Genomic DNA, 19,906 nt, shown 5'->3' with positions numbered 1-19,906 from the left:
GTTGTTGAGATAAACTGTTTCAGGTAAAGAGTAGAATGCCCCAAATATCCCGCAGTGTGTTAGTGCGCTTCAGTGCAATGCAGATGTATGAGATCGTCAATGATGTTGAATCCTATAAAGAGTTTTTGCCCGGTTGTGTTGGTGGCAAGGTGCTCGAATTTGACGGCGAGACTATGCTCGCATCTGTAGATGTGTCTAAAGCTGGTATTAGTAAAACCTTCACGACCCGCAATCAAGTCATACCGGGTAAGCGTATTCAGCTTTCGTTAGAAAATGGCCCTTTCAAGCATCTGCTTGGCGAGTGGCGCTTCACTGAATTGACCGAGGATGCCTGCAAGATAGAATTCGAGTTAAGCTTCGAGTTCTCTAGCTCTCTCGTTGAACTGGCTTTTGGCAAGGTGTTTAAAGACTTGATGTCATCGATGGTGACGGCGTTTACCGGCAGAGCAAAAGTGATTTATCGATAGTCGCCAGCGACTAGCTAAGTGCCTTTAGCTTGATTCATATTGAAAGAGATAAATTGATGAACATAGAGCAGGAACATTTTGCGGTAGAGATTATCTATGCCTTACCCACACAGCAAAAACGTATCCAGATAAACGTGGTGCCGGGAACGACCTGTATTGAAGCGGTGGAATTGAGTGGCATGACCACCTACTTTCCTGAAATCGACCTTGAAACGGTCAAGCTAGGGATTTTTAGCCGTGCGGTTAAGCATAACGAAGTCTTAGTACCGGGCCAAAGAGTAGAAATTTATCGCCCCTTGATCGCCGATCCCAAAGATGTACGACGACGACGTGCCGAGAAAGCTAAAGAGGAAGGTCGCAGCAATAAGATCACGGGCGGAAAGATATAGAAGATATTTGAATGAGTTCCTAACGTCATACGTCAGGAACTCAGCGACTTAATTCATTTATTATGCAATTAAGTTTGTGCTATTCAAACTGTTTTTCTGCTTGATATTCAGACCCTTCTTCTTCCACTAATGGTACAGGCTCAGGACGTTGCTCTGGGAGCAAGGGCGCTTCACTATTTTCAGCTTCAGTGTCTAGCATAGGCGCATCAGGAAGACGACTCTGCTCTAATGGTGTATCAAAATCTTCCGCAAGATCGTAATCACCCACTACTTTAGTCAGCATGTCATTTTCAAAGTGAATGATCAGTTCCTTGTGTATGATACTGGCATCACGTCCACTCTTAAAGTGATACACGTAATACCAGGTATCGTCGGAAAAACTGTCACGTAATACGGGTCTACCGAGTATGTATTCAACTTGCTCCTTGGTCATCTCAATACGCAGTTTCTCTACCTGCTGAGTTTCCATATAGTTACCTTGTGGAATATCCGGCTTATAGATCAGCCAGTCAAATACACCACATCCTGATACTGATAACGAGAGCGCAACGGCGCCCAAAAGGGTAAGACTCTTCTTTTTAATTGTCATTGAATACACTACTTCATAAAAATCTATCGGTCATCATACCCAAGCACAAGCTACTGTGACAAGGGTTGATGGAACATTATTCCGTTAATTTGAGTCGTGCCAATCTCTTGGTAAGACCGCTTGATTCGACCATCATCTTTTCAATTGGTTCACAATCGTTAACATTATAGGTTTATCGGTCTACTTTATTATGTATAACGTCGGCTGTAAAACCCAGCTATAGGTCAGGTGTGAAGAATTTGTTGCGTGTTCAAAATGCAGTTTCCTATCAGGGAAGGGCTGCAGCCTGGATAAGATAGTTGAGATTGAAAACGCTATAAAGTGGTAACAAATGTACCGAGTTCGGTTTTTAAACTGTCGACTTGAACTGCAACATATTAATTTATTTAACTTTGTCTTCTTAGCAATAAGAACTTGCAAAGTAACAGAAAAGTTATGAGAATATGTTTCTGACGAATAGTCTATCCCAGGGAGCTTAATTAATGCCGACGCGACAACATAGTACATGTCATCAAGGTAGTCTGGTTTGTGTCGGTACCGGCTTAAATCTAGCCGGTCAGATAAGCGTCCTCAGCAAGAGTTACATAGAAAATGCCGATGTGGTTTTTTCCTTAGTACCAGATGGGTTTGCACAGCATTGGCTGGAAACCCTCAATAGTGACGTTCGTAGCCTGCAGCCTTACTATGCTCAAGGTGACGAAATTAAGAACCGTCGTGATACTTACGACCAGATGGTGCAAGCGATTTTAAATGCGGTTCGCGCTGGTAAGAAAGTGGTTTGTGCACTCTATGGTCATCCAGGGGTATTTGCCTGTGTGTCTCACTTTGCCATTGAGCTGGCGAGGGAAGAGGGTTACAGCGCTAAGATGGAGCCGGGTATTTCGGCGGAGGCTTGCCTTTGGGCCGACCTAGGTATCGATCCCGGTCATTCAGGCCATCAGAGTTTTGAAGCGAGTCAGTTTATGTTTTACAAACATACACCAGACCCAACAACACATCTATTACTGTGGCAGATAGGCATCGCAGGTGAGCACACCTTGACCGAGTTTCATACTTCATCGGATCGCTTGCAAGTCTTGGTGGAACAGCTCAATGAATGGTATCCACTCGATCATGAAATCATCCTCTATGAAGCGGCCAACTTGCCGATACAGCAACCTAGAGTTGATAAGTTTCCCTTGAAAGATCTGCCTTTCGCTCGCTTGACTGATAGCAGTACCTTGCTTATTCCGCCGTCGAGAAAGCTTGAGCTCAATCATGAGATCCTGGCCAAGTTAGGCATCACGGCAGCGGATTTAGGCTAAGTGATTTTATGACTTCAGTCGTAACCTTTAGCTTTAAAGTCAGGGTTATAGGTTAAAGAAAAAGTTAGCTAGCATTGAAATATCGCTAGAAATAATAAACCAACACTACAGTAATTACAGAGAAGGAGTGAGTTAATGTCAAAGTTAAATGACCTGTTAGAAAACCTAAGTTCAGATGCAAAATTAAAGGCTAAATACCTTGGAAATCCTGAGCTGGTGATGGAAGAGGCCGAGCTAAATGATGAAGAGAAGAAAGCGATGCTTTCTGGTGACGAGAAGAGCCTGGTTGATCTAACCGGTGATAAATCAGTCTATAAGAAGCACATAAGAAACCCAGATTGATTTTAACTTCTTTTAAGAAATTTATATCATTTTTGTTGTGTTTTTGAGTGTTACAGAGAGTTTTTTTGTATTCTATTAATGGCTTAGTTGTTTGTAGAGTGACCTTTAAAAGACTGATGATGTTATCGGTCTTTTTCATGTTGCTTACCTTTCTAATAAGTGAATCTGCAGCCCTTGAAGTCGATAATGATAGTGATATTGATACCATCTTGCTATCTCTTGAGTCGGTTAGGACTCAGTCGCCGCAGTTGGTTACTGATTCTTTGTCATCATTATCTCAAAATTTTGTTAAATTTAATCAAGAGCAAAAATATCGATTTATACTGCTCCGAGCCCACTCCTATGCTTTGTCTGGTAAGTCTGACGAAGCAATAAATTTGTTAAAAATTGAATTATATAAAAAATTCCACGAAAGCCATTTAAAATATAAAACTAGAATTCTATATTTGTTGGCAAATACTTATTCTCATTTTAATCAATACGCGGATGCATTACAGACTCTACATCAGTTATTGCCTCTTTTAAGTGATATAAATGACATTGAAAGTGAAGTGTATGGTTATACATTAGCTACAGAGCTATTCGGTCAGATACAACTCAATGATGAAGCTTTGCAGTATGCAGAGTTTCTTTTGCAAAAGTTTGACTCGATAATTCTACCTCGGCATAAGTGCTTCGCCTCGTTCAACTATGCAGAAAGTTATAATGGAGTATATGAAGATAAAAAAGAAAGTTGGTATGAAATAAAAAATTTATATCAAGTAGCATATGACCATTGTAATGAGGCTAGTGAAAAAATGATTATGGCCGTTTCACTTCTAGGTAGAGCTAGTATATTTGTTAAACTACATGATTTAAAAAAAGCTAGAGAGACTGTGGAACTAGCCATTAAACTATCGATGTCTGTTCCGTATGCGTTAGATATAGCTGAGGCTCATATACTTTATTCACAAATTGAGCAGTTAGTTCATCAGCCCTCTAAAGCATTAAAGCATGTATTAATAGCTATGAATATTGCTGAAGAACAGGAAGAAATACAATTGCTCGCGAGAACAAATAAGTTAGTTTCAGAGCTGTATGAAGAATTAGGGCAGACTGATAAAGCTCTAGAGTATTTAAAACTCTATCAAAAAAATTATTCTAAGGTATTAGGTGAAACCCAAAGTAAAATTATAGCTTTTGAGACGACGAAACTCGATTATCTTGAAAAAGAGCGCCAAATTCGTTATCTCAACAAAGACCGCGAGCTCTATACCGCTAAGGCCGCCTTGACTGAGTCGCAACGAAGAAATGAACGTATGATGAATACGCTTATTTTCGGTGGCCTTGTTGTATTGGCTATCTTCGCTTTGGTGACGACGATGCAGAAGCGTAAATATAAACAGTTGGCCCAGCACGATGCACTGACGGGTATCTTTAATCGTGGCACGGCGCAGAACATTGCCGAAAACAGCTTTATTAAGACATTATCGAAGCGAGAAAGGTTTAGTGTCATCATGTTCGATCTCGATTACTTCAAACGCATCAATGATTATTATGGCCATGGTACCGGAGATTGGGTACTCAAGAAGGTGGCGGAAGTGATCAATAAAGCCAGTCGAAGCGATGATATTTTTGCCCGCTTCGGTGGTGAGGAATTTGCCCTGTTCTTACCTAATACGGATGAAGCTGACGCTATTGCCATGGCGGAAGAGTATCGTGGCCTTATTCAATCGATAGAGACCAGATTTTCTGGCCATAATTTTGATATGACGGCAAGTTTTGGCGTATCGACCAGTAGTGAGGATGACTTGAGTTTAGATCCCTTGCTGCACCGAGCCGATATCGCCATGTATCACTCTAAAGCGCAGGGGCGTAACTGTGTCACACGCTATAAGCCTGAGATAGAGCAGAGTCGCTCTGGTTATCAAAAGAGTAAGATGGCTCTAGGATAGCGGCTTAGGTTAACTGCCTAGGTTAGTAATATAGCGACACTGAGATAGAAAGCAGTTTTTAGCAAGCTGTATGAAGGTGATAGGGTATCGACACTCTAGTGCCTTTTATCTCTTCAGCCAGCTTGAAGGCTGTATTCCTAAATTCCACAGCATAAATGCTGCTGCATTATACTACCTTTACCTATCCTTGGGCTCGTAGCTACTGAACCTGATCTACAGGGATAATGAATTGCCAAGATGATACCGAGAGTATCATTGGTCCTTGGAGGTCTCATTCCAACATTCTAGCGTTCCTATCCCCCTTAGTATCATCTATTTCAGTTCTAAGCAGAGACCCTTCTAGCTTACTTCTTCATGAGCTATTCGATATTTTGTGATTTTTTCTAAGATTAAAGCGCGCGTTTAAACTCCTTGTTTCTCTTCATTCCTATCGAATAAGTAACGTCAGCTTGTACTGACTTGCCATTGCAAATGATCGCTTTTATTAGTAGTTTTTGTTCAAAATACAGAGACAGCATTCAGCTCATGGAACATTCAAGCGACTCGAGAGTCACGCTGTTGCTCAAATGCGAACATGGCAATAGATTCGAGATTGATGTCGACGAAGTGCTGCTAATGCATCGTTAAATAGCGCAGAAGAGGAAGGGGGAAATGACACAAGATGTATTGAGTATGGCCCAGTCTAGATCTCAACAGGTATACGGCGTGTTTAATAAATAGCCTGCAGATGCCGGTAAGCAGATCCAAATCAAACAGTTTCGGTTTTTTACTTAAGCTCGGCTATGTTTATTGGTACTATTTGTATTAATTATGTTATAAATTTTATGCCTATACTTTATTTGTAGGTAAAAAATTATTTCAATTCATTATAAGCATTTATGAGAAGAGAACGATTTGAATTCCCACACTCAGAGTCAATCTCAGGTTAAATCGAAGGGAGTCGATTACTGGACTAAGCGCATCAGCGATCAGGAGATGCCTGCATTATGCTCTACGGTTAAAACACTGGAGAAGCTGGCTAAAGACGACGTGTCTTCTCTGGGGTTACTCGGGAAGAGCGTGATGCACGATAATGCATTGACCTCTCGAATATTAAGAGTGGCGAATAGCGCCACTTACAATAAAGGCCAGAATCAGGTGACGACCGTGAGTCGTGCCACTGTGGTGTTAGGTTTCGATACCATACGTAATATCTGCATAACCGCTAAATTACTCAGTAGCTTACTCGAATCAAAAGGCCTGTCCGAGCCGGTATATCACAGACTCATCAAGCTGATGGCCCGTGCTTTTCAAGCGGCTATGTTAGCCAAGATGATGCTTAGAGATCACGATGAAGAGCTGCAGGAGGAAGTGTTTATTGCATCCTTGTTGTATCACTTAGGTGAAAGCGCTTTTTGGAGTACCGGCTGTGATGAGGCGGTTGTGCTCGATGTGGCTATGGAGCAGTGTAGCGATAACAAACAAGAGAAAGGGGTCATTCGTGAGATATTAGGTACCTCTTTCAATAAATTATCTTTGGGTATCGCCCGAAGCTGGGGGCTGGGAGATGTGTTACTTAAATCTCTGAGTAGTCCCGATGAGCGTACCCCAGAGATCCGCAGTATTTATCTAGCCAATCAAATTAGTGAAATCTTGGCACAAGAAAATCCGGCACCTGAGGAACTGCAGCTTAAGCTAAAACAAGCTGCCAGCATGTTAGGTATCGAGGTCGATGAACTGAAACTTCGTATGATCCGCTGTAGTAACGCCACAAAAAAATTAGCCGAAGCCTATGGCGCTAAGGTGCTTATAGAGCATCTGCCTAACCCCATGCATCTTAAGAAGGATCTGCTTGCCGAGATTAATGCCCCCCTGGTTCGTATGCCGAACATGACCTTACAGTTGAAGAAGTTACGTGAACTCACGGATTGTGCCATAAATAAATCCGACTTTAATCAGGTGATCACCACCACGTTAGAGGGATTGTTAGAGGGAGTGGGTGTGGATCGCTGCGGTGTTTTATTGTTATCCCCTAATCGTAAACGATTACAGCCGCGTATCGTATTAGGCGAGGGGGCGGAGCAGATGAAGCGCGAATTTGTTATTACCCTAGAACAGCCTCAATGTCTCTTTTGTGACAGTATCGAGCTCAAGCAAGCCATGTTTGTTGATGATCCAGGCTCGCACAAGTGGCGTTTGTATATGGATCCTGATCTGAAAAGCAAGGTATCAGCCACGGGCTTCATGATTTTCCCCTTGGTAATAGATCAAAAAGTGATAGGTATGATCTATGCTGACCGCGCGAGTTCAGAGCGTACATTGACTCAGGCCGAGTTTGATGATTTCACTCACTTCGCACAACTTGCCAATGTGTGTCTCACTGCAACTATGGGACATTAGTCTTGAGCTTGAACCATGAGATCCTAGGGGCTAGCTCCTAGGAACTCGGCCCTTCTTTTATCTATTTCTCTGACTTAATCCTTGCCGTTATCTCCTTAGCTATCTCATTGGGGATGGGAAAACTGAGGTGATACAGGGCAATTTTCCAGCCGTTTTCTGTCTTGATTAGAGTGCCTGTACCGCGGCTAAGCCCGTAGGAGGCGCTGTCGAGTAGCTCATCGAACATCAATACTCGGTCATTGTGTTGGGTTGTTACCGACACAAACTGCCGATTTTTAGGTGTGTACTGCCAGCCATCAGTCGGACGTGCGTAGCCTTCAAATTCTGACATGCTCCAATGCTCAGTGGCGTCGGTGCCGATAAATACCGCTTCTGGTAAGTACAGACTGAAATAGGTGTCCCAATCGGCTCGCGTCGCCGCTTGATGTAATTTGTCCAATACCGCTGCCGCTTTAGGGAAAGGTTTACTGGTGTTGTCTGTTGTTAACTGAGGAGCCGTTACTTGAGCTGCATAGGCTTGGACTGTGACTAAGCTAGCACCGGCGATGACGCTTAATGCTATAACCGATGCCTTCAATAATGTGTTAGCTGACGATACCGAAATGGAGCCATTGTCATTCTTAGCCTGGTCGAGTGTGTTTTCTAGTCTTGCCATGGTGACCTCTTTGTTATTATTTTAGTTATTATTCAAGTTTTATCACAGGTAGTTCTGTTTTAGCCGAATTTGAGCCTTACCACTTAAAGCGGGTTTCCGGCCAAAACCTTGCCGGAATGACGAGGGCTATTAGCTTAAAACTTACCACTTACCACTTGGGCTCAATGCCAGTTTACCGGATCTAATTTATAAAACAGGCTCAGCTCTTGATAGAGTGCTCTGTGCTCTCGATAGAAGTCATCGGGTCGCTCGAAGAATACCTCGGTGATCACCGCAAAAAATTCGGCCGGGTTGGTGGCACCATAATAGCTAAAGAGTGAAGGGATATCTTGCTCGGCGTTGCGTTGTAGGTTATCAAACTCCTGGTTGAGTATTTTTGACCAGGCAGAGTAATCACTCATCCGGTCTAAAATTGGTGCACCGTTGGCGTTCCCATCTTCTTGATCCAGTTGATGAGCAAACTCATGTATGACCACATTACTGCCATCCACCGGGTTGGCTGCATCGGCCTGAGCCGTTTGCCAAGACAAGATAACCTTGCCATTTTGCCAGGATTCACCGGATAGGATACGTTGGCGGTCACTCACTACGCCGCCGCTTCTGTGTTCCTGGTTATTGACAAAAAATACCGAAGGGTAGACTAAGATCTGTTTAAGGTTTGGATAGAAGTCGGTCGCTCTGTTCAGTAGCAGTAGGCAGGCCTGGGCGGCAATGGTGACACGTATCTCATCATCGATAATGATGCCATCGCAACCGACAAACTCTTTTTCAATGAGGAAGACTTGGATATGCTTCTTGAGCTGTAACTGAAGGTCTGCCGGGAGAGAGCGAAAATAGGGCATGCGTCTCTTAAGGATCTGCCGCCATGGTCTGGGAAAGGGCATCTGGGTGATGCGCATTCGGCGGCGAGCAACACGCCAGTTACGCGATATTATCCAGCCAATGGCGGCCGATGCGATCAAGCTAACGAGAAAGATGGCGATCATGATTACCTTATATTTATCTATTGCTAATACATGAGATAAGGGTGAAGAGGCTGATTTTCAATCATAGATTGAGATTAGATGGTATAAATTCGCGGGATAAACCAAGAACAAAAAATGCTGACAGCCCGGAAACTACTCTTTTGGATAACAAGGATGCCAGCTAAGGCTGGGAGAAACAGGTAGAGATTGTCATTAATCGACTATGATGGAAGCTTGCTCTTGTTTATGTTCTGCGCCATCTATTTGACAGAACACTGAGTTCGACTGAATGTTGACGAGTCGGTAGGTGGCTAATGATGCGTGGCAATATCACGATGTTATCAGTAGCTTGTAACTCCCCCTGGGTTTTAGTACTCTTCGACCTTTAGCCATTTTTAATTTATGCGAATTTATGCCGGTGTTGTCGATATTTAAATTCCAATAATAAGCTGATAGCAATTTTGTTATTCGAATTTGTTATGATTAATGAGTACTTATAGGGGTGACAGTGGCGTAAAAAGTGTCTTTGACTGGCACATAAAGGGTAAAGGTGCGATATTTCCTTGTGATTTCCAACCTGTTGGTTATCCTGCTGAGCTATTTTTATGATGAGTCGGGCTCAAAAGATGAATGAACAGGTACTACTCGATGCAATTAACCAGAAAATGCCATTTGGTAAGTATGCCGGAAGGAAGCTACTTGAGTTGCCAGAGCCCTATTTGGTGTGGTTTCACTCCAAAGGTTTTCCCGAAGGTAAGTTAGGTGAACAACTAGCCCTAATGTATGAAATTAAACTTAACGGCTTAGAAGGCATGTTAGAGCCTCTATTAAATAAATCGCGTCGGTGATTTAAGTTCCGTAAAAAACGTGAGATTTTTCGATTGTGAGATCTTGCTCTAAAACTTGAACTTTGGCTGCGGGTTTCGTGATTGGCATCAGAGATTTATTATTTTCGCCATGTTCTAATGACGCCATAACGTTTAAAACAAGGAACCAGCAATGATAGCTAAATTAATAAAGTTGGCAGCAGTTGCCACTCTCGCATTAGGCATCTCAAGTGCATGGGCTGCAGGCCTAGTACATGAAGGCACTGTATTAGATACCATGAATGGTGGTGGCTACACTTATGTGCAAATTGAAGCGTCCGATAATACTTTTTGGGCGGCAGGTCCTCAAGTTGAAGTTAACAAGGGCGACACCGTCGTCGTTCAAGAGCAGATGTGGATGAATGATTTTACCAGTAAGTCATTGGATCGCACCTTCGAAGAACTGCTTTTCGTCGGACGTATCGATAAGAAGTAACTTTTTCTCAATTTAGTTGAGTATGATTGAATGTGATAAATGGTGGCTCGATTACTTAGGTGACGGCCACCATTTTTGTGTTTATCTCATGTCATTTCTCATGCAAAATAGCCTTATCCTTTCTTTTTAGCGCGTCATTAATGTATTTAGTTATCCCTTATCAAGCGGCCTACGCTCAAAGTGTCAGTCAGCTTTTCCATGATGCCATTCATGCCATAGATGAGGCGCAATATTCTCTGGCCGATAAATCTGCCTGGTCGGCTAAACCAAGATCAGCCTACCATTGGCATAAGCGCATGACTCGCTCGAAAGCCTGGCTGGTTATCGATACTCGCTCTATGCATGATGGGCTGCCACCCTGCTGCGGCTTTATCAATATAGAAATGGGATTTCATAGTCGCGGCTATATCGATAGCTTATATGTTCATCCCGAATATCAAGGGAAAGGTATTGCGAAGGCCTTATATCAAGCGCTGGAGCTTTGGGCGCGGGAGCAAGGATATGAAGCGCTCAGTGTCGATGCATCTCGTCTGTCAAAGCCGCTGTTTCTTTCCTATGGATTTACCGTTAACCATAGAAGCTATCAGGAAAAGTTAGGCCAGGTGATCATGGGGTATTTGATGAGCAAGTCGTTAGGCTAAATTTAATATTAGCCGATAACCTGAGCCGTGCTGACAGGGGCTTATAGAATACTAGTGAGTACATCTAGTGAGTGCCAGCGATTAGTTTGCCGCTTCTGCATGGCTGGTATACATCACCTGAGGCGATAATTCCTGCTCCAGTGTCTGCTCACGTTTGATGAAGCGAATGAAGGCGTCGGGAAGGGTTAGCTCTTCGAGAGGGCGTTGCCACTGGGCCTTGAGCAATGGATGATAGCCCTCTTTTCCCGAGGCCGTGTAGGCCGAAGAAACCCCAACATAATGTTGCGCTTTATCTATCGCTATCCACTTCTCCTGTGTGCTGTTCGGGCACAGTACCTCCAGTGTTAGGATGCGTTCGCCTTGTGGCTTTCTGCCGTCGTAGCAATACTTGAGTCCATAGGTATAGGGAAAACTGCCAGCGCCAGTGCCGGTAACGCTGTTATTTGTCGCCGAGTTGATCGCCGACTCTAACGTCTCGAACAGGTATAGGCCTAAGATCTGATACTTGACTAAGGGAAGTTCGAAGGGCAGCAGGCGACCAATAACATCGGCCAAGGTTAATTCACCCTTGCTCAAGGATTGGCGCACACCACCGGCATTATGCAGGGCAAAATCGACACCTGGGTGGATGCGTTTCGCTTCATGATAGATACTTTTACACACCCAAGGGGCGATTTCACTGCCGTGGGGCAGGGCCTTACTGGGTAAACGGGTGTGAATTAGATCTCTGGGAAGAAAACCTAATACCTGTTTGTCCATCGCGGCGATAGCCGGGCGATATTCAGAGGTAATAATATCGATGATTTCTGGATCTTCTTGTTGCCAGAGGATCCCCGGATGTTGCTCAAGCAGATCACGGACTGCAGTATAATCTTCAGGCGCGACTCCAGCAGCCGACTCGAGAATAAATTGCTGATCCAGCATGAAATAGTTGTGGCCTTGGAGGCGAGTGACTCGGCCGTTAGCGTCGAACTCTATGTCGGCCAGACCTAAGGTTTCGGCATGCTTACCCGCATGCAGTATAGGTGTGTTATTGACCCGTTCCCCGTAAGTGGTGGCACTCAAGCCTAGCGGTCTGAAATCACCTTGCAGGGTATGGCTATGGCCGCCGACGATAAGGCTGATCCCATCCACAGTGTCGGCCAGTAACCTGTCTTGATCGAGTCCAAGGTGACTCAGCACTATGATATGGTCGACGCCTTGGGACTTAAGGTGTGCAACTGTCTTTCTTGTGGTCTCGATGGCATTTATAAAATAGGTGTCTGGATCGGGCCGTGCGATCTCCGTCATCTGATCTAACGTGATACCTACTATAGCCAGAGGTTTATCTTGGATCCGTTTTAGGAGTACTTTAGCCCTGCCTGTCTGGCTATCATAGTCGAGCAGGCGAGGATGGCCGCTCATGGGACTCTCCTTACTCGCCTCTTCTCGGCTCAAGTCCATATTACCGGCTAGCAGTGGGAATTCGATATTATTGAGAAAGGCTAATACCGGGGCGTTACCCGCGTCTATTTCATGATTGCCAAGCACCATAGCATCGGGCTTGAGCTGATTTAACAGATGGGCATTGGCAACCCCCTTGAACTGACGAAAATACAGGGTTCCCTGAAAGCTGTCACCGCCATGGAGAAAGAGAAACGCTTGTTTATCGTGTTCCGCCTGAACCCTTGCTTGATTTATTTGATGACCAATACGCGCGTAACCGCCAGTGTGACTGTATACATCCAATTGCTTACCGGCATGAGTTAAGGAGAATTTTATGCGGCTGGCATCGAAGTGAGAGTGAGTGTCATTGATGTGGGCAAGTTTAAGCGTGTATTTGTGGGGCATAGCGTCTGTTCAGTGTCCATTCGGGGAGCGATAGTATCACCGAATGCTAAACACCAAAAAGGGAAACTTGCGTTTCCCTTTTTTGATGGCGTAAATAAGCGCTCACACTCGGCTCGATTTTTAGCCGCTTAATGCTTTGCCGAGTCACTCTTTGGAGTTTGTAGATAAGATTCGAACTCACCGTCATCAGAGAGGCGTATGCCTTTATCTATCATGCGTTTCTGCCACTGCTTACGTGCGAGTTGCTGCATGTCTGTGACCGGGTCATTGGTGTCAACTATCTCGAGTCCCAACAGAGATTCGATGATATCTTCCAGAGTCACAATGCCTTCACAGGTGCCGTACTCGTTGACCACCATGGCGATCTTAGTATTGCGTTTAATTAACAGTTGAAACAGGGGTAAAATCTTAGCCGTCTCAGGCACGATAACCAGACCACACATGGCATCACCGATTGGTGTTTGAGGAGAGTTACGTTCTGCCAGCAAGATTTCGTTGCGGTTGATATAACCTATGACATCATCGCGATCTTTATCATAGATAGGAATACGGCTAAATGGTGTGGCCTGATGACGTGATGCAAAATCCTCTTTTGACAGCGAGGACGGCAAGCTAAACATGACGGTTCTCGGGGTCATTATTGCGGTCACTGGCATCTCTTTCACCGATAGCATCTGGGTCAAAATCTTAGATTCTTGTTCGTCAAGTTCACCGGATTCATGACCTATCTTAGCCATGGCACTCATCTCTTGACGGATATAATGACCGTCATCACTTTTACCTAACAGGCGGGTGACCTGGCTGGACATCCAAATAAGCGGTTTAGTGAACCGCTCCATCCACAAGAGGGCGAGCGAAACACTCGGCGCCAGTTTGCGCCAATGATTTGCGCCAAGAGTCTTAGGTATGATCTCAGAGAAAAACAGGATTAAGAAAGTGAGCACGGCAGAAAACACACCCAGCATATCATCACCAAATACTTTAGCCGCCTGGGCACCGGCGACTGCGGCACCAACCGTATGGGCTATGGTGTTGAGCGTCAGGATTGAAACCAGTGGGGACTCTATATTTTTTTTCTGACGTCCGAGTCGTGTGGCAGCATCAGGGTTGGACTGAGATAAATTTGCAATATAGCTAGGCGTTACTGAAAGCAGGACTGCTTCGAAGACACTACAAAGGAAGGAGACTCCGATAGCGACAGCTACAATAGTAATGAGGGTGATCATTTAGGGGATTACATTGACGGACCGATATTAGCCCAAGTGAATTCTACCATAACCCGCAATCACTTCAAGGTTAACCAATGGCCTTTAAGTGGATAATCTAGAGATGTATCTTGCTGCGGCCTACACGGTGAACTTGGGTCGAGCCGCCAACTCAATACTGGCGTTGCTGACCTGAAGTGAAAGAAGCGCGCATTACTAGCTAATATACGCACAAATCTGTATAATTCGCCGCCCTGTGGCAGGTATTAGATCAGTTAAGTGTTGAGGTTAGTCAAAATGAGTGAAAAGAAGATCAATTTATTGGATCTGGATCGTAAAGGACTGAGAGCCTTGTTCACCGATATGGGTGAAAAGCCGTTCCGTGCGGATCAGCTGATGAAGTGGATTTATCATTTTGGCGTCACTGACTTCGAAGTTATGACTAATATTAATAAGGTATTGCGGGCTAAACTCGCCGCGCGTTGTGAAATTAAAGCGCCTGAGATTTCCAGTTATCAAAAATCAGAAGATGGCACGATTAAATTTGCCATTAATGTGGGTGATGGTCAGGAAGTTGAGACCGTGTACATCCCCGAAGGCGATAGAGCCACACTTTGTGTGTCTTCTCAGGTAGGCTGCGCACTCGAGTGCACCTTCTGCTCGACGGCCCAACAAGGTTTCAACCGTAATCTGACCGTCTCCGAAATCATAGGTCAGGTATGGCGTGTCGCCGATTTTATCGGTTTCGTTAAAGAAACTGGCGACCGTCCGATCACTAACGTTGTCATGATGGGCATGGGCGAACCCCTGTTAAATCTTAAAAATGTGATCCCGGCTATGGATATCATGCTAGATGATTTCGGCTTCAGCTTGTCTAAGCGGCGCGTGACCCTGTCGACGTCCGGTGTCGTTCCGGCCCTGGATAAGCTTGGTGATGCCATCGATGTGGCCTTAGCCGTGAGTATTCATGCTGCCAATGATGAATTACGTGATGTGTTAGTCCCGGTGAACAAGAAGTATCCTCTCGAGGAGTTCTTAGCCAGTATTCGTCGCTATATTGCCAAGTCTAATGCTAACCGAGGTCGTGTGACTGTTGAATATGTGATGTTAGACCATATCAATGACAGCACAGATCAGGCCCATGAGTTGGCTAAACTGATGAAAGACACCCCGTGTAAGATTAATCTAATTCCATTTAATCCTTATCCTGGCTCTCCTTACGGTCGCTCTTCTAATTCACGTATCGATCGCTTCTCTAAAGTCTTGATGGAATATGGCCTGACAGTCATAGTGAGAAAGACCCGCGGAGACGATATCGATGCAGCTTGTGGCCAGTTAGCTGGGGATATTAGAGACAGAACTAAGCGTTTAGCGAAAAAACGCATGCAAGAGAATCAAATATCAGTCACAATAAACTAATTATCTGAATATTTAGGTATATATCATTGCAATGATACATGGATTGCTAAGACTTACTCCATTACTGATCTTGTCTTCAAGCTTGTTGACTGGGTGTGTGTCTGAGCGAGTGTATACCGGTACAGATATTCCTGTTGCCGAGAGAACCTTTGATAATGTTTCGGCCGCCAAACAGCGAGCTCAACTCGGCCTCACATATTTACAGAGAGGCAATAGCGCTCAGGCTAAGTTTAATTTAAACAAAGCCGTTGAATTTGCGCCCAATATCGAAGCCGTCAATGTCTCTATGGCGCACTACTACCAGCAAGTCGGTGAGATGGATATTGCCGAAACGTATTATCGTAAGTCCATCAATAGTCTTGATGCGACAGGCGATGGCATGAATAACTTCGGCGTGTTTCTCTGTCAGCAGCAAAAATATGCGGAATCAGAGAAGGTGTTCCTTAAGGCGATCAAGCTGCCTAAGTATACTCGCGCCGCCGCTAGCTATGAAAATTTAGGTATCTGTAGTCGCAAGGCGGGAGACCTAGAAAAAGCGCAAAAATATTTTACTATGGCGCTACAGTATGACCCCAGAAGACGAGTGTCTTTAATTGAATTAACCGAGATTGACGTCGATACCGGCGATTATATCGAAGCACGTGCTCAACTCGTTCGTTACCACAGAGTCGTTGCAGAATCAGCCGAGAGTTTGACGTTGGGAATAACCATTGAGCGAGGCCTAGATGCCCCTGATGCAGTAAGCAAGTTTGGTATACAACTCCTAGCCAAATTTCCAGGGTCAATCGAAGCCAAACAGTATCGAGCCAGTATGCAATAATGACAAATAAAAAAATCGATATGCTAAAGGATGAAGCAGATACACACCCAGACACACCCGATAGCGAAACGATAGGGTCAGTGTTAAGACAATCCCGTGAAAAGATGGGCGCCAGTGTCGCCGATATTGCCGGCCAATTACATTTGAGGCCCTGTATCGTCGAGGATATTGAAGCCGATAATTTTGACGAGATAGCCTCTCCTACCTATGTGAAAGGTTATGTAAAGAATTTTGCTCGCATCGTCCAAGCCGATGAAAAGGCGATTAAGCGCTGCTTAGCTAAACAAGTCCCCCAAGCGCCAGATCCACAGATGCAGAGCTTTTCCCGTAAGAGGACTCGCCAGGCACGTGATGGCCGGTTGACGTTTGTCAGTTACTTGATCGCCTTCATCTTACTGGCTTTGTTAGTGCTTTGGTGGGTACAGAAATCGGATACGCTCTCATCCATTGACTTTTCTCAGCCTACCGCCGAAGAGATTGCCGCCCCACTGAGCCAGCCCAGCGGCATTTCCAGTGATTTCGAACCGGGCAGCAGTAATGCCAACACTGGCATCGAAAACATCATTGAGAGACGGCCCTCAACTGAGGCTATCGAAGCCAGTGACAAGACTTCTGTTCCAGCTTCCGGGCCAAATGATGAAGCAAGTATTAATGAGACTGCAACTCTGCCAGTGACTCAATCAGAAGTTGAGTCAGTCGTTTTGGCTATCACTGATACCGTCAATAAGGTCATCCCTTCCGCACTCGCCATAAGCTTATCTGCCGATTGCTGGATCAAGGTCACCGATGCTGCAGGTAACGTACTGATCAACGATCTTAAAAAAGCGGGCAGTCAGCTTAATGTTGCTGGTGAAGCGCCATTTAAATTAACCTTAGGTGCGCCACAGGCTGTGAGCATTGAACTTAACGGTGAAGCCGTAAGCCTTAGGGACTATCCCAGTGGGCGAGTAGCACGATTAACCCTTCCTGCAGTTGGTTGAGCAGTATTCGCGTATAGACGTAATAAATTGAAAATATTCAGTTTAGTCTGATGAATTTCGCTCTAATGACTAGAGTTAAACTTGCCCATGCATGGGGCAAACAGGATATAGAGTAAATAAGATGTACAACGAAAACCCGATCAAAAGACGTGCCTCTACCCGTATCTATGTTGGAGATGTGCCCATAGGTGATGGCGCTCCTATTGCCGTTCAGTCGATGACCAATACCCGTACGACCGACGTGGCCGCTACCGTCGCCCAGATCAACGCGCTTGAAAACGTCGGTGCCGATATTGTGCGTGTCTCTGTTCCTACCATGGATGCCGCCGAAGCGTTTAAGTTGATTAAACAGCAGACCAATATTCCTTTGATTGCCGATATTCATTTCGATTACCGTATCGCGCTTCAGGTCGCCGAATATGGTGTAGATTGTCTGCGTATTAACCCGGGTAATATCGGTAATGAAGCGCGAATTCGTAGCGTTGTCGAATGTGCACGGGACAAGAATATTCCTATTCGCATCGGTATCAATGGCGGCTCGTTAGAAAAAGACTTGATGGATAAATACAAGGAGCCGACGCCGGCTGCCTTGCTCGAATCCGCCATGCGCCATGTGGACATCTTAGATAGACTCAATTTCGATCAGTTTAAAGTCAGCGTCAAAGCCTCCGATGTATTCTTAGCCGTCGAAGCCTATCGCTTGCTGGCTAAACAAATTGTACAACCTCTGCACCTGGGGATCACCGAAGCCGGTGGCGCCAGAGCCGGGTCAGTCAAGTCAGCCGTTGGTTTGGGCATGCTGTTAGCCGAAGGCATAGGTGATACCTTGCGTATCTCATTGGCCGCCGATCCCATCGAAGAGATCAAGGTCGGTTTCGATATCTTAAAATCCTTGCGAATTCGTTCCCGTGGTATCAACTTCATCGCGTGCCCATCATGCTCGCGCCAAGAGTTCGATGTTATCTCCACAGTCAATGAGCTCGAGCGACGTTTAGAAGATATCGTCACTCCTATGGATGTCTCTATCATAGGGTGTGTGGTAAACGGTCCCGGTGAAGCCCTGGTATCGGACATAGGCCTCACAGGCGGCCATCGCAAGAGTGGTTATTTCGATGACGGTGTCAGGCAGAAAGAGCGTTTCGATAATGACAACATAGTCGACTCGCTGGAAGCCAAGATTAGAGCCAAGGCCTGTATAATCAACGAGAGAATTCCAGCCAAAGATCTCAGCAAATAAGTTCTCCGACTAAGCAGATACAAGTTAGTTTCTGCTTGAGTCTGCTTTTTTGTTTCGAACAGTTTGCAAATTAACAGTTTTGAGTTTGATAATACTGCCCTGCAGGATATACTGCGGGGCGTTTTTAATTTTTTTTAGCTAAATCGGACGAGTCTATATCGTGGCAAAACAGATCCAAGCGATTCGTGGAATGAATGACATTCTGCCTACCCAAAGCCCTCTATGGCAAAAACTAGAAGCCGTACTCCGTGAAACCGTGAGTGCCTATGGTTATAGTGAGATCCGTACTCCCATCGTAGAGAGTACCGATCTTTTTAAACGTTCGATTGGTGAAGTCACCGATATTGTCGAAAAAGAGATGTATACCTTCGATGACAGAAACGGCGATAGCTTAACCTTACGCCCAGAAGGTACCGCATCTACTGTGCGTGCGGGTAATCAACACGGTTTACTCTATAACCAGGAACAACGCCTCTGGTATATGGGTCCTATGTTTCGGCATGAGCGCCCACAGAAGGGACGTTACCGTCAATTTAATCAGTTTGGTGTTGAAGTGTATGGCATGGGAACTGCGGATGTCGATGCCGAAGTCTTGATGCTTTCTGCCCGCCTGTGGGAAAAACTGGGGATCACAGACCATGTGACCCTGGAGCTTAATACCTTAGGCGATCCTGCCGAGCGTGCCACCTATCGTGAAGCGCTTATTGCTTATCTTGAGCAGTTTAAAGAGCAGCTGGATGAAGAAAGTCAGCGCCGTATGTATACCAATCCGCTGCGCGTGTTGGACACTAAGAACCCCGACGTACAGGCACTTTTGGTCGACGCGCCTGAGTTGATGGATTACCTTGGCGAGGAAACTCGTGCACATTTTTCACATTTATGTGAACTCTTAGACGCAGTTGGCATCCAATACGTCATTAATCCACGTCTGGTTCGTGGTTTAGATTATTATAATCGCACTGTTTTTGAGTGGGTTACTACAAGTTTGGGTTCTCAGGGCACAGTCCTTGCTGGCGGTCGTTATGATGGACTGGTCGAACAGCTAGGCGGCAAGAACACCCCTGCTGTCGGTTTTGCTATGGGGTTGGAGCGTATCGTCTTGATGCTAGAGACGCTTGAGTTGACCGATGACATTCCGGCTACTGTGGATGTGTATGTCACCGCCATGGGCGATGCGAGTAAAGTTGAAGCAATTAAAATTGCTCAAGCACTTCGCAGCGACTTACCTGGCTTGAGAGTGATGAGCCATTGTGGTGGCGGAAACTTTAAGAAACAGATGAAACGCGCAGATAAGAGTGGTGCATTCATCGCCCTAGTTATCGGTGAAGATGAATTGGCCAATAACCAGGTCGCGGTTAAATACCTGCGTGAAAACAAAGAACAAGCATTAGTTGCCCGTGACGGATTGGCAGCTTATATCGCAGAACTGATTTAAAGAGGAAGATTAC

19 protein-coding genes are annotated in these 19,906 nt (G+C 45.1%); 14 read left to right on the top strand and 5 right to left on the bottom strand.

Going from position 1 to position 19,906, the window contains the following annotated elements; translation table 11 throughout:
• Positions 1-35: 35 nt before the first annotated feature.
• Both HRU42_RS09070 and HRU42_RS09065 read left to right on the top strand, forming a co-directional pair.
• Positions 36-467: an SRPBCC family protein gene (locus HRU42_RS09070; protein ID WP_295030453.1), complete on the top strand. Its 432-nt coding sequence runs from the start codon at positions 36-38 to the stop codon at positions 465-467.
• Between the two features lie 56 nt (positions 468-523).
• Positions 524-856, top strand: coding sequence for an RnfH family protein (locus HRU42_RS09065; protein WP_295030451.1), 333 nt, complete (start codon positions 524-526; stop codon positions 854-856).
• Positions 857-935: 79 nt separating this feature from the next.
• On the opposite strand, the gene HRU42_RS09060 is transcribed toward HRU42_RS09065, so the two are convergent.
• Positions 936-1,445, bottom strand: coding sequence for an outer membrane protein assembly factor BamE (locus HRU42_RS09060; protein WP_295030449.1), 510 nt, complete (start codon positions 1,443-1,445; stop codon positions 936-938).
• 482 nt (positions 1,446-1,927) lie between these two features.
• Between HRU42_RS09060 and HRU42_RS09055 the strand changes: the two genes are divergently transcribed.
• From HRU42_RS09055 to HRU42_RS09040, 4 genes are all read left to right on the top strand, one after another.
• The gene (locus HRU42_RS09055) at positions 1,928-2,749 is read left to right on the top strand and encodes an SAM-dependent methyltransferase (RefSeq protein ID WP_295030447.1); all 822 of its coding nucleotides are present in this window, start codon (positions 1,928-1,930) and stop codon (positions 2,747-2,749) included.
• A 135-nt stretch (positions 2,750-2,884) separates the two neighbouring features.
• Positions 2,885-3,091, top strand: a complete 207-nt coding sequence (locus HRU42_RS09050) for a hypothetical protein (protein ID WP_295030446.1) — start codon at positions 2,885-2,887, stop codon at positions 3,089-3,091.
• Positions 3,092-3,156: 65 nt separating this feature from the next.
• Complete coding sequence (locus HRU42_RS09045) at positions 3,157-5,025, top strand: GGDEF domain-containing protein (protein WP_295030445.1); 1,869 nt, start codon at positions 3,157-3,159, stop codon at positions 5,023-5,025.
• Positions 5,026-6,000: 975 nt separating this feature from the next.
• Positions 6,001-7,404 (top strand): HDOD domain-containing protein, encoded by a 1,404-nt coding sequence (locus tag HRU42_RS09040; protein ID WP_295030497.1) that lies wholly within the window; start codon positions 6,001-6,003, stop codon positions 7,402-7,404.
• A gap of 61 nt (positions 7,405-7,465) precedes the next feature.
• Here the strand turns inward: HRU42_RS09040 and HRU42_RS09035 are convergent, their stop codons facing one another.
• Positions 7,466-8,059 carry a nuclear transport factor 2 family protein gene (locus HRU42_RS09035; protein WP_295030444.1) on the bottom strand — a complete coding sequence of 198 codons (594 nt, stop codon included), beginning with the start codon at positions 8,057-8,059 and terminating at the stop codon, positions 7,466-7,468.
• A gap of 161 nt (positions 8,060-8,220) precedes the next feature.
• Positions 8,221-9,045 (bottom strand): zinc-dependent peptidase, encoded by an 825-nt coding sequence (locus HRU42_RS09030; RefSeq protein ID WP_295030443.1) that lies wholly within the window; start codon positions 9,043-9,045, stop codon positions 8,221-8,223.
• A 605-nt stretch (positions 9,046-9,650) separates the two neighbouring features.
• On the opposite strand from HRU42_RS09030, the gene HRU42_RS09025 reads away from it, so the two are divergent.
• From HRU42_RS09025 to HRU42_RS09015, 3 genes are all read left to right on the top strand, one after another.
• The gene (locus HRU42_RS09025; RefSeq protein WP_193632524.1) at positions 9,651-9,872 is read left to right on the top strand and encodes a DUF3820 family protein; all 222 of its coding nucleotides are present in this window, start codon (positions 9,651-9,653) and stop codon (positions 9,870-9,872) included.
• Positions 9,873-10,023: 151 nt separating this feature from the next.
• Positions 10,024-10,326, top strand: a complete 303-nt coding sequence (locus HRU42_RS09020) for an NrfJ (RefSeq protein ID WP_295030442.1) — start codon at positions 10,024-10,026, stop codon at positions 10,324-10,326.
• Between the two features lie 140 nt (positions 10,327-10,466).
• Positions 10,467-10,967, top strand: coding sequence for a GNAT family N-acetyltransferase (locus tag HRU42_RS09015; RefSeq protein WP_295030441.1), 501 nt, complete (start codon positions 10,467-10,469; stop codon positions 10,965-10,967).
• Positions 10,968-11,048: 81 nt separating this feature from the next.
• On the opposite strand, the gene HRU42_RS09010 is transcribed toward HRU42_RS09015, so the two are convergent.
• Together HRU42_RS09010 and HRU42_RS09005 are read right to left on the bottom strand one after the other, a co-directional pair.
• Positions 11,049-12,797, bottom strand: coding sequence for a bifunctional metallophosphatase/5'-nucleotidase (locus tag HRU42_RS09010; RefSeq protein WP_295030439.1), 1,749 nt, complete (start codon positions 12,795-12,797; stop codon positions 11,049-11,051).
• 128 nt (positions 12,798-12,925) lie between these two features.
• Positions 12,926-14,023 carry a CNNM domain-containing protein gene (locus tag HRU42_RS09005; protein ID WP_295030437.1) on the bottom strand — a complete coding sequence of 366 codons (1,098 nt, stop codon included), beginning with the start codon at positions 14,021-14,023 and terminating at the stop codon, positions 12,926-12,928.
• 276 nt (positions 14,024-14,299) lie between these two features.
• Here HRU42_RS09005 and HRU42_RS09000 point away from each other — a divergent pair, with 276 nt between their 5' ends.
• From HRU42_RS09000 to hisS, 5 genes are all read left to right on the top strand, one after another.
• Positions 14,300-15,421, top strand: a complete 1,122-nt coding sequence (locus HRU42_RS09000; protein ID WP_295030436.1) for a bifunctional tRNA (adenosine(37)-C2)-methyltransferase TrmG/ribosomal RNA large subunit methyltransferase RlmN — start codon at positions 14,300-14,302, stop codon at positions 15,419-15,421.
• Between the two features lie 31 nt (positions 15,422-15,452).
• Positions 15,453-16,241 carry a type IV pilus biogenesis/stability protein PilW gene (pilW, locus tag HRU42_RS08995; RefSeq protein WP_295030434.1) on the top strand — a complete coding sequence of 263 codons (789 nt, stop codon included), beginning with the start codon at positions 15,453-15,455 and terminating at the stop codon, positions 16,239-16,241.
• The gene (locus HRU42_RS08990; protein WP_295030433.1) at positions 16,241-17,221 is read left to right on the top strand and encodes a RodZ domain-containing protein; all 981 of its coding nucleotides are present in this window, start codon (positions 16,241-16,243) and stop codon (positions 17,219-17,221) included. Before pilW ends, HRU42_RS08990 begins: the two co-directional genes overlap by 1 nt.
• 121 nt (positions 17,222-17,342) lie before the next feature.
• Positions 17,343-18,458, top strand: coding sequence for a flavodoxin-dependent (E)-4-hydroxy-3-methylbut-2-enyl-diphosphate synthase (gene ispG, locus HRU42_RS08985; protein ID WP_295030431.1), 1,116 nt, complete (start codon positions 17,343-17,345; stop codon positions 18,456-18,458).
• Between the two features lie 160 nt (positions 18,459-18,618).
• Entirely contained in the window at positions 18,619-19,893 is a 1,275-nt protein-coding gene (gene hisS, locus HRU42_RS08980) for a histidine--tRNA ligase (protein ID WP_295030429.1), read from the top strand.
• Positions 19,894-19,906 lie beyond the last annotated feature (13 nt).

This window comes from Shewanella sp., assembly GCF_013214165.1.
GTDB lineage: Bacteria > Pseudomonadota > Gammaproteobacteria > Enterobacterales > Shewanellaceae > Shewanella.
This window is presented reverse-complemented; position numbering and strand designations above follow the sequence as displayed.